At 36.1% G+C, this 14,971-nt stretch carries 17 protein-coding genes; 4 read left to right on the plus strand and 13 right to left on the minus strand.

From position 1 onward, the window contains the following. Positions 1-113 precede the first annotated feature (113 nt). A complete protein-coding gene (locus A7A78_RS03050) occupies positions 114-2,576 on the plus strand; it encodes a M14 family metallopeptidase (RefSeq protein WP_068760991.1) in 2,463 nt (820 codons plus the stop codon). Positions 2,577-2,580: 4 nt separating this feature from the next. Here A7A78_RS03050 and A7A78_RS03055 read toward each other — a convergent pair whose 3' ends face one another. The 4 genes from A7A78_RS03055 to A7A78_RS03070 all read right to left on the minus strand — a co-directional run bounded on the left by A7A78_RS03055 (position 2,581) and on the right by A7A78_RS03070 (position 5,810). After that, positions 2,581-3,333 (minus strand): DUF6503 family protein, encoded by a 753-nt coding sequence (locus tag A7A78_RS03055; RefSeq protein WP_068760972.1) that lies wholly within the window; start codon positions 3,331-3,333, stop codon positions 2,581-2,583. Between the two features lie 85 nt (positions 3,334-3,418). Continuing rightward, a complete protein-coding gene (locus A7A78_RS03060; protein ID WP_068760973.1) occupies positions 3,419-3,838 on the minus strand; it encodes a CopD family protein in 420 nt (139 codons plus the stop codon). 177 nt (positions 3,839-4,015) lie between these two features. Further along, positions 4,016-4,537, minus strand: a complete 522-nt coding sequence (locus tag A7A78_RS03065) for a sigma-70 family RNA polymerase sigma factor (RefSeq protein ID WP_068760974.1) — start codon at positions 4,535-4,537, stop codon at positions 4,016-4,018. Positions 4,538-4,832: 295 nt separating this feature from the next. After that, entirely contained in the window at positions 4,833-5,810 is a 978-nt protein-coding gene (locus tag A7A78_RS03070; RefSeq protein ID WP_068760992.1) for a GlxA family transcriptional regulator, read from the minus strand. 136 nt (positions 5,811-5,946) lie between these two features. On the opposite strand from A7A78_RS03070, the gene A7A78_RS03075 reads away from it, so the two are divergent. Both A7A78_RS03075 and A7A78_RS03080 read left to right on the plus strand, forming a co-directional pair. Further along, positions 5,947-6,396, plus strand: coding sequence for an SRPBCC family protein (locus A7A78_RS03075; RefSeq protein ID WP_068760975.1), 450 nt, complete (start codon positions 5,947-5,949; stop codon positions 6,394-6,396). Positions 6,397-6,409: 13 nt separating this feature from the next. Next, positions 6,410-6,823 carry a VOC family protein gene (locus A7A78_RS03080; protein ID WP_068760976.1) on the plus strand — a complete coding sequence of 138 codons (414 nt, stop codon included), beginning with the start codon at positions 6,410-6,412 and terminating at the stop codon, positions 6,821-6,823. Between the two features lie 14 nt (positions 6,824-6,837). On the opposite strand, the gene A7A78_RS03085 is transcribed toward A7A78_RS03080, so the two are convergent. From A7A78_RS03085 to A7A78_RS03110, 6 genes are all read right to left on the minus strand, one after another. Continuing rightward, entirely contained in the window at positions 6,838-7,674 is an 837-nt protein-coding gene (locus tag A7A78_RS03085) for a hypothetical protein (protein WP_068760977.1), read from the minus strand. 18 nt (positions 7,675-7,692) lie between these two features. Next, positions 7,693-7,992: a hypothetical protein gene (locus A7A78_RS03090; protein WP_131811098.1), complete on the minus strand. Its 300-nt coding sequence runs from the start codon at positions 7,990-7,992 to the stop codon at positions 7,693-7,695. Positions 7,993-8,062: 70 nt separating this feature from the next. Beyond that, the gene (locus A7A78_RS03095; protein ID WP_068760979.1) at positions 8,063-8,719 is read right to left on the minus strand and encodes an endonuclease/exonuclease/phosphatase family protein; all 657 of its coding nucleotides are present in this window, start codon (positions 8,717-8,719) and stop codon (positions 8,063-8,065) included. Positions 8,720-8,745: 26 nt separating this feature from the next. Beyond that, positions 8,746-9,324 carry a HutD/Ves family protein gene (locus A7A78_RS03100; RefSeq protein ID WP_068760980.1) on the minus strand — a complete coding sequence of 193 codons (579 nt, stop codon included), beginning with the start codon at positions 9,322-9,324 and terminating at the stop codon, positions 8,746-8,748. A gap of 49 nt (positions 9,325-9,373) precedes the next feature. Beyond that, positions 9,374-10,243 carry a cation diffusion facilitator family transporter gene (locus tag A7A78_RS03105; protein WP_068760981.1) on the minus strand — a complete coding sequence of 290 codons (870 nt, stop codon included), beginning with the start codon at positions 10,241-10,243 and terminating at the stop codon, positions 9,374-9,376. Between the two features lie 1,140 nt (positions 10,244-11,383). Further along, entirely contained in the window at positions 11,384-11,764 is a 381-nt protein-coding gene (locus A7A78_RS03110; protein ID WP_068760982.1) for a DoxX family protein, read from the minus strand. Between the two features lie 113 nt (positions 11,765-11,877). Here A7A78_RS03110 and A7A78_RS03115 point away from each other — a divergent pair, with 113 nt between their 5' ends. After that, positions 11,878-12,258 carry a winged helix-turn-helix transcriptional regulator gene (locus tag A7A78_RS03115; RefSeq protein WP_242649244.1) on the plus strand — a complete coding sequence of 127 codons (381 nt, stop codon included), beginning with the start codon at positions 11,878-11,880 and terminating at the stop codon, positions 12,256-12,258. Positions 12,259-12,278: 20 nt separating this feature from the next. Here A7A78_RS03115 and A7A78_RS03120 read toward each other — a convergent pair whose 3' ends face one another. From A7A78_RS03120 to A7A78_RS03135, 3 genes are all read right to left on the minus strand, one after another. Beyond that, positions 12,279-13,463, minus strand: a complete 1,185-nt coding sequence (locus A7A78_RS03120; protein WP_068760983.1) for a porin family protein — start codon at positions 13,461-13,463, stop codon at positions 12,279-12,281. Positions 13,464-13,844: 381 nt separating this feature from the next. Next, the gene (locus tag A7A78_RS03130; RefSeq protein ID WP_068760985.1) at positions 13,845-14,699 is read right to left on the minus strand and encodes a DUF4435 domain-containing protein; all 855 of its coding nucleotides are present in this window, start codon (positions 14,697-14,699) and stop codon (positions 13,845-13,847) included. Between the two features lie 2 nt (positions 14,700-14,701). Further along, a partial coding sequence (locus A7A78_RS03135; RefSeq protein WP_131811099.1) for an AAA family ATPase occupies positions 14,702-14,971 on the minus strand: 270 nt, incomplete at its 5' end.

Genomic DNA, 14,971 nt, shown 5'->3' on the forward strand with positions numbered 1-14,971 from the left:
TATGGTTTTCAAATCCCAAATTTCAAGCACCAAATACCAAAATGTACCCATTGGAATTTGGAATTTCGTTTTTGGAATTTAACTATCTTTGGCCTTCAATTAAAATATTCAAAATGGTTCGCAAGCTAGCTTTTCTTCTATATTTAATGCCACTTTTTATTTTCGCCCAACTGCAATCTCCTTCCGAATTCTTGGGTTATGAAATTGGAACCGAATTCTCCCGTCATGCCGATGTTGTTTCCTATTTTGAACATGTGGCTGCAAATAGCGGAATGGTAAAATATTTCGACTACGGAAAAACCAACGAACGCAGAAGATTGACTTATGCGGTGATTTCTTCCGAAAAAAACCTTGCAAATCTTGAACAAATACGCACCGACAATTTAAAGAATATTGGCATTCTTTCGGGGAGTGCGACTCCCGATAAAACCATTGTTTGGCTAAGTTATAACGTTCACGGAAACGAAGCCAGCAGTAGCGAGGCGGCTATGAATACCGTCTACAAACTTATAACGGAACATTCAGATTGGTTGAAAAACGTAGTTGTGATTATGGATCCAGGCGTAAATCCTGATGGTCGCGATCGTTATGTAAATTGGTACAATCAAGTGAAAGCTTCACCCTATAATTCATCCCGTGACGCAATAGAGCACAACGAACCTTGGCCCGGTGGAAGACCAAACCATTATCTTTTCGATTTAAACCGCGATTGGATGTGGGCAAGCCAGGTAGAGACCCAACAGCGTTTAAAAATCTACAACCAATGGATGCCGCAGATACACGTTGATTTTCACGAGCAATTTATCAACAACCCCTATTATTTTGCGCCTGGAGCAGAACCGTATCACGAGATAATTACAGATTGGCAGCGCGAATTTCAAAATAAAATAGGGAAGAACAACGCAAAGTATTTTGACAAAAACGGCTGGCTTTTCTTTACCCGTGAAAGCTTTGATTTGCTATACCCGAGCTATGGCGATACTTATCCACTTTATATGGGCGCTATTGGAATGACCTATGAACAAGCTGGTCACGGAATGGCTGGTTTGGGAATTATTAATGACGAAGATGTTGAGCTTACCCTTGTGGACCGTGTGGCACATCACACTACCACTGGACTTTCAACCATTGAAGTTGCTTCACAAAATGCTGCTTCCCTTAATTATGAATTTAAGAAATTCTTCAAAAACGATGATCTTAATTATAAAAGTTTTGTATTAAAAGGCAATCCCGATAATATAAAATCGCTAACGGAAATGCTGGACCGTCACGAAATAAAATACGGATATGCAACTGGCGGAAGTGTAAGCGGCTTCAATTATTCTGAAAATAAAAAAGGCGCGATGGACGCTAAAGGCGCATTGGTTGTAAGCACAAACCAGCCGAAAGGGAAAATGGCACAAGTACTTTTTGAACCCAACGCAGCACTGTCAACGCCCATTACTTATGATATTACGGCTTGGAGCTTGCCATATGCTTTCGGACTTGAAACTGTGGCTAGCACTACTTTTGTTCCAGCAATGGGAGCTAATCCAAACAATACCGTTTCTAATACTTCTTCACCAATTGCTGCTGGCTATATTGCAAAATGGAACAGTTTGCAGGATGCCGAATTTCTTTCAGCTTTATTACAGGCAGATATAAAAGTGCGTTTTTCTGAAAATGAACTCAGTTTTGGTGGAAATAATTTCGGTCGCGGTAGCTTGATTATTACGCGAAGTGACAATAAAACGAATCCAGATTTTGATAAAACCCTTATAGAAATCGCGAACGAAATGGGCCGCCAATTATACGCTTCCCCAACAAGTTATGCAGATAGTTTGACTGATTTTGGGTCGCAATATGTTCATTTAATTAAAAACAAAAAAGTTGCAATGCTTCAAGGGGAGGGAACTTCCTCATTGAGCTATGGGGCACTTTGGCATTTTTTTGAAACTCAATTGAAATACCCAATCACTTCAATAAATACGAGCGATATTGGAAATATTCAATGGAGCGATTATGATGTGTTGGTGCTGCCGGACGGTTATTACAAATCTATATTGAATGAAGGGGCTTTCAAAAATCTTGAAGAATGGATTAACAAAGGTGGAAGGGTAATCGCAATTGGCAATGCAGTAGCAACTTTTGAAGGAAAGGAAGGTTTTGATCTTAAAAAAAACGGTGATGAAAAAGCGGAAAAAGAAAAGGACACTTTGGGAAATATGATTCCCTACGCACAACGCGAACTGGAAAGCACCAAAGATTTCATAACAGGAAGTATCTATAAAGTAATGTTGGACAATACCCATCCTTTGGCGTTTGGTTATGGTGATACTTACTATAGTTTAAAATTGGGTAGCGATTCCTATAAATTTTTAAATGAAGGTTTTAATGTAGGCTATATAAAAGAACCTGAAAGCGTTTCTGGTTTTTCTGGTGAAGCAGCCAACGCTTCTTTAAAAAACTCAATAGTGTTTGCCGAAGCGAAAAAGGGCAAAGGTAGTGTGGTTTATATGGTGGATGATGTTTCCTTCCGTTCCTTTTGGCAAAACGGGAAGTTGTTTTTGGCGAATGCGGTGTTTTTTATCAATTAAGAGATTAGTTATTCCCTAAAATTTCAACAGAAATATCTTCCGTCTTAATTTCAGAAAGCAACTCCAGTTTTCCTGCTTCAAAGAGCTCGTCAACTGTTTTTAGATCTACGGATTGCCAAGGTTCCAATTTGTAGTTTTCGTAATCCACAAACCGTATTCCGTTTACCATTCTTGGGTTAAAAGCCTTTCTGAAACGGATGCCACCCTTGTCTGTATAAAATTTATAGGCGAAATAATCCATCATAAAATCATCTTGATTTATCCAGTACATATACTCATCTTCGTAGTCTGTGCCGCCGCCTTCTTCAGAAAAAGTCACTTTTATTTCATAATATTTCTTGCCGTTTATTTCGGCTTCGCCAACCAATTCTTTATTTACCGCAGGGTCATTTAGCCCGAAGGGAAGTTGTACAAAATAGTGCACGGAGTTTACGGAATTGGCATATTTAGTCGCAGTGGAATCAGCTAAAATCAGTTTGGTGCCATTGGCAAAACGCTCAAAGCCGGAATTGGTGAGTACGTCGCGGGTTTCTCCCAAGGAATCAGTACTTGTTCGTGTAAGTTCATAATTGCCGTTTTTCCTATGGCTGCTGTATTTAGTGTCGCGGAAAGTAAAATGAATTGTTGCGGCATCATATTTTTCTCCACCGGCAGTTTCAATGGTTTTATCTATAATTTGCTGGGCGGTAAGTTGTTTTGGTTCTTGCTTGCAGGATAGAAAGACGAATAGAAAACCAATTATTGGGAGGACGCGCATAGGGTATAGATTTTTTTCAAAGGTACATTTTGTTTGCCCTTTGCCTTACAACTTTTTCAGAAGATACGTTAAATGAACTTCAAACTTAACGGAAAATAAAAACTGCCAGCGCAACAATAGTGATACCTATAAGCAAGGTAAGCTTGCCCAATGGTTCTATTTTTTTTAGGCTTTTCTCAGCATTGCCTTTCAAAGCTTCTTGCGTACCACGCCCAATCAACAGAATTAAAATTACTAAAACTAAAACTAACACCAATTTCAAAATTAAAAGCGGATTGCTGGGTAGGGTGGACCAGTAGGGAAGGATAAGATAAGCGCCAGAAACCACTAAAAGAATGATGCCTATATAGCCCATTCTGCTCAACGTCATTGCTTGAAGCCTGAATTTTATCGCTTCCTCTTTGTCCATTTTTGATATTATTCTATCCAGAAAAGCATGTGCAAAGCTTGTTCCCAATCCCATGGTTAAGCCTATAAAGTGAAGTATTAAGGCAGTTTCTCTCATATTTTTAAATTAGTTTAAAATATAATGCAAATGGAAAAAGATATTGATCAAGTGAGGAGGGTAAAGCGCTGAGCTTCAAATCAAATATAGTGAAAAAAATGAATGAAAAATAATTTGTAAATAAAATGAATTTGTAGAAGGTTGAATCTATAGATTCTATTCGCGATAAACTGAAGGTTATTTGCAACTTGAGCAATCAGGTTCGCCAATCAAACTGCCGTTTTTGTCAAATTCATATTTGCAGCATTCGCTGAATTTTTCCTTTAGAATATCTTTTGAGCGCCTAATTCTTGCCTTTACGTTTGCAAGGCTGATTTCCAAAATTTTTGCAGCTTCATCTTGTTTCTTTCCCTTTATATAAACCAACTCGACGGTTTCTTTATAAATGGAAGGCAGGTCATTTATAAACCTATCAAAACAGCAATAGGCCTCATTCCTTTCGGAATTTACCTCAGCGATTTCTTCCACGGGAGCTATATATTTTGCTTCCTTTTTGAAGTGGTTGGCAATCTCATTCCGCGCAATTTGAAACACCCAAGCCTTTGCTTTTTCTTCTTCCTTAAGTTGGTGAAGGTTGTTGTGGATTTTCAGAAAGGTATTTTGAAAAATATCGTTGGCGGCGTTTTCGTCCTTTACCTTTTTAAGAATAAAAAAATAAAGGGCGTCATTAAATTGCTTCCAAATTTTCTGTGTTTCCATATTCAAAAATAAAAAAGGTTGGCTTTTATACCAACCTTTATTGGGTTTAACAACAACTGCATTTGTCGCATTCACATCGCTCGCAAGGGCAAGTGTTTGCTGAGCAGTCTTTGCAGTTACACTTGGTGCAATCGCAGTTGGTACAGTTACAAGTATTCATAATGATTGTTTTAATATTCATAAAGAAGACTCAAAAACTATAAAAAGGATACTTTTTTATGTTGTTTCGTAAATATGTGAATTTGTGAGTGGTCAACACAATTCAACAATCAAACAATTCCACACTTAAACAATATCAAACTTCATAAGCCATCTTTGCGAACTTATTCCGGTACTCAATGGGGGTCAAGCCGGTAATTTTTTTAAAAATATCACGAAAGGCCTTTGTGTCGGTATAGCCTACATCAAACATAATTTCTGAAACATTTTTTCTGGATGCTTCAAAGAATTTTTTGGCGGCTTCAATCCGAACTCTTTGGGTGTATTCAATTGGAGTGTTGTTGGTCGCTACCTTAAATCTTCTTTCAAAGGTCCTTCTACTGGTACTGATTAAATTAGCCAAACTCTCAATGGTTATTTTATCTTCGTAATGCGCTTCTATGTAATCCTGCACTATCTGTATTTCTTCGTCCTCGTGTGTTCTTTGCCCTCTGAAAATTGCAAATTGCGATTGGCTGTCCCGCCCGATATCCAATGCAAAATATTTGGAAATCATCACCGCAGTTTCCCTGTCGGAATACTTTTCAATTAAGTAAAGCACTAAATTCCACAAACTACTTGCCCCGCCGCTGCTGTAAATATTCTCGTGTTCAGTTATGATGGCTCCGTCCTCCACTTCCACTTCGGGGTATTTCTCTTTAAACTCCTCAATATGCGCCCAATGTGTAGAACATTTTTTACCATTCAGCAAACCTGTTTCCGCCAAAAGAAAAGCGCCGATGCACAAGCTGGCTAGACTGGCACCGTTTTCATATAATTTTTTAAAATAGGGGATGGCTTCAGCATTGGCTTCTATTCCTTTGTTTGTATCGCCGAAAGTGGGAGGAATAATTAATAAATCGGTTGCTTTAACATCCTTCAGCAATCTATCTGTTTTAATGGTATATTCCCCATTATTGGCAGGCACATATTCGCTTAAGCCCACATATTCTACTTTAAAAGCTGGATCTTTTCCAAATGCAGTTAAAAATTCATTGGCGGTATTAAAACTTCTGAAAGGGGGCGTAATGGCTTCAATTACCCCGTGCACTGGCACAAAGACTGAAATTAGCATAATCTTCAAATTTAAAAGCATACTAAAGTAAGAATTGTTTTGGCATTATTCACCCCTAAAGTTGTCATTTTCACAATAGCTTAAATTCTATGGTCTGTTGTAATTTTGATTTATCAAACATTAAATATTAATAATTATGAAAAACAACACAGTTTCATTACACCGCGTAATCAAAGCCAGCCCCGAAAAGGTATTCCGGGCATTTGCAGACCCAATTGCCCATTCCTGTTGGTTGCCTCCCTACGGTTTTATTTGTACCATTCAGCATATGGATTTTAAGATAGGAGGAACTTATAAAATGACCTTTATTAATTTCAGTACGGGTAACGGACATTCCTTTGGCGGGGAATATCTGGAAATAAAGCCCAATGAGTTTATTAAATATTCCGATAGGTTTGACGACCCAAATTTACCTGGGGAAATGACAACAACCGTGCAGTTGCAAAAAGTTTCCTGCGGCACGGAGTTAAAAGTATTGCAGGAAGGAATTCCAGATGTAATACCAACTGAAATGTGCTATTTGGGTTGGCAGGAAAGTTTGGAAAAATTGATCAAACTAGTAGAACCTGAAATTCCAGACGCTTAATTTTTTTTTTAAAATGGTGGCGCAAAATAATGAGAAATCAAGGAGTGCCGTTTTTATAACTTTTCCCGGAAATTGTAAAAAGGCACTCACTTTTTATCAATCCTGCTTTGGAGGCATATTGCATTTTGAACCTTTTGAAGAGGAATTAGAAGCTTATAAGGAAATTGTAGTTAGCGGAACGCTGCTTGCCGATAGTATAACCATTTACGGCTCGGACCTTGTGCATAACGAAGGCAGAAAGTTGGGAAACTATATTTCCATTTTTTTGGCCTGTAAAAATACTGCCGATAGAAAGCAACTTATTGAAAAGTTGGCAGCTGATAAAAAAAATCTTTTCAAAGAAAATCAGGAGGGACAAAAACTTATTGAGTTAACCGATGTTTTTGATGTTCGGTGGGTGTTGGGCCTTGATGATTTAAAATTCTAAAAAGTGAAAAAAATTCAGTCTTTTTCTTTTTCTTGGTCATAGATCTTTTCCCAAGCTTCTCTTTTCATCGTAAAAAGGGATTCTTTCTCCAAATCAAAGATAGACACTTCTTTTTCGCTTATTACAATATGTTGATTCCAATCCACAAAATCTTTATAGAGCAATAAGGTACAAATATCGGTAGACGAAATGTATTCTGTTATAACGTGCGAATGGAATGTAGTGATCGTTTTCTCCTCGTCTTCCTCTTCAGAGGCAAAAGGGAATTGTAAAATGCTATTGTGAATTTTCTCTTTCCTTTCAAATTCAAATTTCCTGTTATAGCTCAGTTTATAATCATTGCCAATTAAAACGGCTTTTAAGGCATTTGTACCAGTCAATATAAATACATTTCTTTCCTTATCAGTAATTACAGGAATGAAGTTATACAGTGTATTCTCGTAGAAACTAAAAAAAGTATCTTTTTCGGAAAATGCCCTTTCTTTCGCATCTTGTCTTATTTTTATAAGATTCTTTTCCAGTTCCGTTGCTTTTTGATTTATGGTATCAATTTTTATGGGTTGGGGTTTTGGCATGCTGTCAAAAGCATATCGTATTAAAATTCTATCATTGTCAAAGCGACTGAAAAAAATGGTATTTATATTCTTATCGGCTGTTTCGTATGATAGATAGCCACCCACTGAATCCCTTTTTGTTTTAAAACGTGCCAACATATCATCAGTGCCATACCAAGAACCCTTTTCCAGCCGGTATAGCAACTTCCCTTCATTTAATATTTTTTCGGTCTTTTTATTTTGGGAAAAAGCCAGTGAGCTTACTATTAATAAAAGCGTTAAAATCAGTCTCTTCATTTATTTTCTTTTTGATAATTATTGTACAGTGTTGTGTTTTTTGATAAATAGTAAAATCAGTTTCCAAAGGAAATGTATAAGCACTCCCGCAATGGTCCCAATAATCCAAAAGACCATAGTTATTGCCAGAATGGGCATACCGCAGTTTACCCCATCTCGTCTTGGTTCTGGATAGAAAAATTGAGGCAGAAAAGCATAATACAAAACCAAAAAAATAATAAGAATCAAGAAATCGGGAAACTTCCATTTCATCCTGTAGCTGAGGAAATACAAAGCCAATTGAAGTAAAGATGTTCCAGCAAATACTAGTAAAATCATTTTTAAGGCTTGAAATTAGTTGTTTAAATATAAATCTATTTATTTTTTTAGTGCTTCAGCAGATTATGAATTATTCTATGCTTAAACAAATGCCAATATGGTCACTTAACTTTTTGTCTTGATTCCAAATGCTTAGTTCCATTTTGCGGTTATTGATAAAGTTATTGCTGAGTAGTATGTGGCCCACATTGTTTTCGAGCTTTGAAGTAGGACAATTCAAATCCAACTTTTGTATTATATCATTTAATTGGTTTCTCGCTTGATGACTGGGATACGCAAATCCTGATAACATAATATTGAAATCCCCTGCAATACAAATGTTGCCTTCCAATTTTTCAAAATCCTTTATTTGTTTTTCAAAATCGCTTATAAAGCGGTCTCCTTTGCCTCCAAAAACTCCTATAATGGTTCCATAAACGGTTAATTGCCAAGATTCAGTTTCCAATTGTGCACAAACAGTAGTATGCTTATCAAATGTTTCCATTTGTCTTTTTATGGGATATTTTGTCCAAATAGTAGTTCTGTTCTCGCCCAATTTATAAGCAATCCCATCATAATCACCTTCAAGGGTTTCGGTTTCAATACTTTGATAGCTTTTGCCGGGATTTATTTTTGAACTTGTTTCAGTAAGAATTAAAATATCGGCATGGTGACTTTCAATAATCTTTAGGATTGTTTCATTTCTTTTTTTTTGCAATCTCTCCAAGTTCCAAGTTAAGATTTTCAAGTTTTATATTATTTAGTTAGAAAAAACTAATATAGTTCCAAAACAACAACCCCAAAACCCATATCATCATTGATAGCAATGGAAGAAACACTGCCGTCTTCTATGACCATTAAGTTTCCAGTTTCCAGTATATAGTTTTCATCCTTAAGCTGCAACTGTAGCGTGCCCGAAGTAACATAAAGGAATAACTTCTTACACTCCGCTTTAGGTTTTAAGGTATAACTGCTACCTGCCTCCATAGCTATATGATAGAAGGCGCTTTGCTGTTTGCCCGTAGTCATCACATTAAAGTCAGTACAAGTGCCTATAGCAGTGGTTTTCCAATCCCCACTAAATTCATCCACCTCAAAAGGGTTGAGGTGCTTGCTGTAGTGGCCTTCATGGGTAATGCTGATTGCTCCTTCCAAAATCATTAGCTTCCTATCTATACCCGGTAAGGCCGTAAATGTAGATTCCTCAGCTTCTACTTTTGCTGTACTTAACCGTAGCTCAAAATCTCGTGCTGTATAGGAAGCGGTGGAAGGGAATATAAAAAGTTGGGTAGTGCTGCCGCCAGACCATTCGCTTTTTTTGAAATGCTGTGGAGTGAGGATTGTTATTTTCAAAATGGTTGGGCAAAGGATTGTTTAATTATGCAATTATGAATTGTTTTTTTTAGTCGTTTGGTTCTATATGAATTAAAACGTGTCCTAAATTTGGTATTTCGTTACGTAAATAATCTTTTAGTTTGTGTGCAATATCGTGTCCTGTTTTCACGGAAATTTCTCCAGCGACAATAGCGTGTAAATCAACATGAAATTTCATTCCGGATTTTCTGACGAAGCATTTCTCTGTGCCTAACACACCTTCTACTTCAAGAGACTTTTCTCTTATTTCAAGTATTAGATGGTCATAAAGTTGTTCGTCCATTACTTCACCCAAAGCAGGCCTTAAAATTAGGTAGCTATTGTATAAAATAAAGGCGGAAGCAAATAAGGCTGCCCAATCATCAGCGGTTTCATAACCTTGTCCGAAGATGATTGCTATTGAAATTCCAATAAACGCCATTACCGATGTTATTGCATCGCTTCTATGGTGCCAAGCATCTGCTTTAAGGGAAGAACTATTTGTTTGCTTACTTTTCTTAATTACAATTTGAAATGAGATTTCCTTCCAAATTATTATTACACCCAGAACAATTAAAGTCCACGCCTTCGGGATTTTATGGGGCGTCTGAATGTGTTGAATACTTTCGTATGCAATTACTGTTGCAGAAACCACAAGAAAGGCAACAACTCCAAAGGTAATTAAGGGTTCGATTTTACCGTGGCCATACGGATGGTTTTCGTCTGCGGGTCGCTTTGCATATTTAAAACCTAATAAGACCAAAAAGGAAGCAAATATGTCGGTAGTGGATTCAATAGCATCTGCAACTAAAGCATACGAATTGCCAAAAACGCCTGCAATTCCTTTTATTAACGCTAAAGAAGTATTTCCAATGATACTGAAATAAGTCGTTCTTATTGCAGCTTTTTCGTTAGTCATTTATTTATAATTTAGGATGCCCCATCTATGGTATTATTATTTGCCTTCAAATATACTATAAAACACATTATTTGTGCCCGAGCGGTTTGATCTGATTGGATTGTTGGATTGTTAGAATGTTTAAGTGTGTAATTGTGTAACTGTTTAAGTGTTGAGTATGTGAATTTGATAATCTGTGAATTTGTTATTATAATGCTTTGGGCTTTAAACATTAGGGTGGTTTGTTAGACAATTAACATTGTAGCCTTAACCTAGGCTTTGAGTACCTTTATGATAGATTAAATGTACTATTCAAGTAGCATTCAACCCCCTTGAACCATACATTAGGGCAACCTGAACATAGTATTAACAGCTGTTATGTATAGCCCTAGCGCACTCTGAGTGTAGCCCTAGTAGCTATTTTGGTAAATTATATTTTTGGTATTTTATACCGATGTAGATGTGCTTCCATATATTTTGAACCATTTTTCTTATGGCCTCTCATATTGATATAGAAATAATGGGGAATAGTGGGGGTATACTAGGAGTATCTATGGCGTGTGGTCGGCATGGAGTCGGCATGCAATCGGCTTACGGTCGGCTTAGGGTTAGCTTGAGTGATTTTGAATGGGAAAGGAACGAATTACTAATATAGTAAAAAAAAATAAGCTTTTCGACATTTCATTCCATTTTGGAATGACTTTTTTTGAAAGCCTTGATATATCTGGGGTTTCGGACTTCAAATTTATTACACAACTGTGGCTGATATGATAATTTATATGCGCAATGAGCAATTTTTTGGGCATATTTTACGAACGTGTGCGTGCCTTAGGAACAATTAGCAATTAGCAATTAGCAATGAGCAATGAGCAATTAGCAATTAAAAAAAAGGCTTTAGGCTGTAAGCTTTAAGCTTTAAGCGGATTTGTTAATTTGTAAATAGTTGCTATTTATTACAAAGCGCATTGCAAATGCTTAATTTAGATGGGCACGCTTTTAAAAAGCACGCCAGATGGAGTGTACTGACTCACATTCCCAATCTGGCAAACCTGGGTGTATGCATTAGGGTGAAACGCATTGCAAATACTTTATAAAATTGAGCAAGCTTTGCACAGTGCCAGATGGGGCAGCGATGAATATTAAAAAATCCTATTATTTGTTCTATTCACCCTTTAAGATTGGTTTGTATTTATTCCAGTTGGCAACTATGGCCCAAATATTAATTGCGAATAATAGTAATACCATTCCAATACCTGATGGATCCCATACGGCGTGATGAATTAATATTCCTACCATAACTGGAAAAATCATTAATGCTCCTAATGCTCTTGTTTTTGGGATAGCTATTAATATGCCTCCTATTATTTCTACTACTGCTACAAGGGGTAATATCCATTTTAAGGTCATATAGGCACCCATAATTTGCATCATCTCTTCAGACATTTCGGGCATGGGCATATAGTGGAAGAATTTGTTTAATCCTGCATTGACCATCATTAAGCCGAATAATATACATAAAACTGTAAGAATCTTGTTTTTCATTTTTAAATCGTTATAGTTAATACTACAGCAAAATTACTTATTTTTGATTACCATTTGTAATCAGTTACCTTTTGGTAAGCAGTTACTTTGAGGTAATCATTAATCCGATAATTATGAAAAAAATGGAGCATAAAGAGTGTATGTCTGCCTTGTTACCCGTGCGGGATACTTTGGATGTAATAGGTGGCAAATGGAAAATTTTAATCATAATTTCCCTTTGGGAAGGGAACAAACACTTTAGGGAAATAGAACGCAGCATTCCAAAGCTAAGTACCAAGGTTTTGTCTAAGGAATTAAAAGACTTAGAGGAAAATCAGTTGATCACAAGAACTGTTTTAAACGGCTTTCCTGTGCGAACGGAATATAAACCTACAAAGCATTCCCGTACGTTGGAAAAAGTTATTTTGGAATTGCAGCATTGGGGCATCAATCATAGAAAGGAAATGTTTGGCGATAGGAACGAAGCGGATAATGCAATAGCTGTTTCAGGTTAGCGCGGAAGGGGATGGTTTTTTTAAAACAGTGAATATCCCAGAATCAACGAAATTGAACTGTATTGCGTACGGTAAAAATTATAATCTACCAATAGTCCTCTTGGGCTTTGGTATCTAAATTCCAGGCTCACCTTATTATTATAATTATAACCAAACCCTACAGCCGCGTTACTGCTGGATTTAATCTCCAAATCTATATCACTTTCATAGATAATTGTGGAACTTAAATTTGCATCTATAACATAGGAAGCGTTTAAGAATAATTTGGATTTGTCAGTTAAGAAAAAATAATGACGGACCCCTAATGGAAACTCGATAGACCTATAATCTATCTCAATATTCTGGCCGTCCACAATTTTTTGGGATTTGTAACTTTGATATGTGGGCTCAAATAATACCGCCCATTTCCCTTTATTGAAGGGTAAGATTACTTCTGCTTCAAGTCCTAGCCTAAAGTTTGTTTCATTGTCGAATGTTACATCTCTGTTCTTATCTAATTTATTTTCAAGGGAAGCACTGGCGCTATTTACTCCGGGACGAATGCTAAGGTGAAATATGTAGGTGGATTTATTTGCTTCAAAATTTACTAATTCGGAATTTTCGCATTCGTTGTACTTTATGAAAAATTTCAATAACTCAGATTTTTGGTATTCTAAATTCTCAACGTCATCTAAGCTTATGGACTCACATTTTAAAGTGTTGTAAAGTTGCTGTTTGTATTGTTCGTTTTTGCCAGCCTGAAAATTTGTTATCTTGTAATTTTTAAAAACCAAAGGCTCAATAGGGTTGTTTTCAGTTTTATAGAAAAAGCGCGTTAAATTGCCTTCTTCGTACGAGTACAAACTTGCCTTTGAGTCAATCAGAACTTTTAAAAACAAGGTTTCCTTTTGAAATTCCGGGTTTTTATTATAGCTTAATTGACTGGTATTATCGCTGGACTTGTCAATATTTACAGTGGTGTTTACATAGCGGGAGTCACCATTGATGCCAAATTCCTTCACGCTGTTTAAGGTTCCGGTTGTTATTTCACCATTTTCGCCCATTCGGTATTCAAAACTTACGGGATTGTCTTTCCATTCCACATTTTTAATAAATACGGTTGATTTTTCATTGGAGGTGCTAATAATATACCCTTCCTCAAAATTTATTTGGGCATTGGCAAGGGTACTAAAAAGTATAACTGAAAGCAGTACAATTCTTTTCATAGCTGATATTTAGATAGATGGAAAATGGATGGTTGGTTAATAATTGCGGGCAATATAATTAAAATAATTAAACTTAAAAATGGACCATTTTTTCGCAACAAACGCTGTTTTCCCCACCTGCAAATTATAATGCCTAGTGCGAGCGTTTCGCTTGTACCGTTAAAGCTTGGACTTTTCTGTGCTGAGGACACGGGCGAGACGCCCGCGCCAGTTGGGGGTAGATCATTGACTTGTTATAAAATTCTGAGGAGAAAGAATTTCTATTTTCAAAAGGTAAAGATTGTTTTATAAGTCAAAGATAGGATTTTCAGAGTGGGGAATTGTGCGATGGACACTGGTTGGAGGTCCGTGCAAGTTATGCACAATGCACCTTTATCTGTTTTATTGCCTGTATGCGTGTATTTCACTTCTCAAATAGTGCAGAGAATCTAAATTACATTCTTTCGATAATTTATATGTTAAGGATTCAATACTGATTTGATTAATGAGTCCCGCTTTTTCTAATTGATGTTTAATAACATTAATTAGATATTTTCCAGGAATATTTTTCAACGCATTGGTTAATAATTTGAAATGACTTTTAAATTCACGCTGTTTGGATTTTAGCGTATATCTACCATCTTTTTCTTGCAATAGTTGTTCTACTTCATTGAAATAATTAGGTAAAAAATTATTACGAACAGCAGGAGGGGTAGACTCAAGATTAAAATCTCTTGCTGGGCTAAGTCCGAAATATTCTTTTCCCAACTCATATTTTTGAATTACAATAAAAGTACATGTTAAGTCTGATAGAATTAGTTTACACTGTTTTAGATTTGAATTTAAATCAATTAAATCTTCGATTTCATCATTCTTGAGTTTTGGTTTTTTTTCTCGAATAATTTCAAATATTCCTTCCTTTTCAACTAAGAAATTTTCAATGGAATATTTGTTCAGGTAAAAGACATTTTCTAATTCTTCCTTAGTTCCTAAAATATCCTCAAAATCACTGTCAGCAATATATACTTTTGTATTGTCTTGGCTATTATCGCGTGCGTGATTCTTTAAGTTGTTTTTGCCATTAAGTGGAAAAATTTTGTCAAATTGAACATTAACAAAAAGACGTTTCAAAATATTGAAATATAAATGTTCCTGCTCTGTGTCTTCTACGTAAAATGAAACATCATTGAATTGAACATAAAAAACATCCTGACCTGCTAAAAAAGAGTCTGTTAACTCTGGAAATCCATCAACCATAATTACACATTAAAAGGTAAGAGAGTTACAGCTTTGTTTTTCTTTTTATTTGCTAGAATTGGAGAGTGTGTCGCAAGTAAAAGCTGTGTGAATTTTGGAGTTATATTATCTAATTTTTCTAAAAAATCTTCTTGCCACTTTATATGCAAAGAAAGCTCTGGTTCATCAATAATAAAAATTTTACCATCTTGGCTGTTAAATGCTATATATGAGAAAAGGATTAGTATTTGTTGCTCTCCTGAAGAAAGGAACTTAATGTCCTTATATTTAGT

The organism is Aequorivita soesokkakensis (assembly GCF_001641085.1).
GTDB lineage: Bacteria > Bacteroidota > Bacteroidia > Flavobacteriales > Flavobacteriaceae > Aequorivita > Aequorivita soesokkakensis.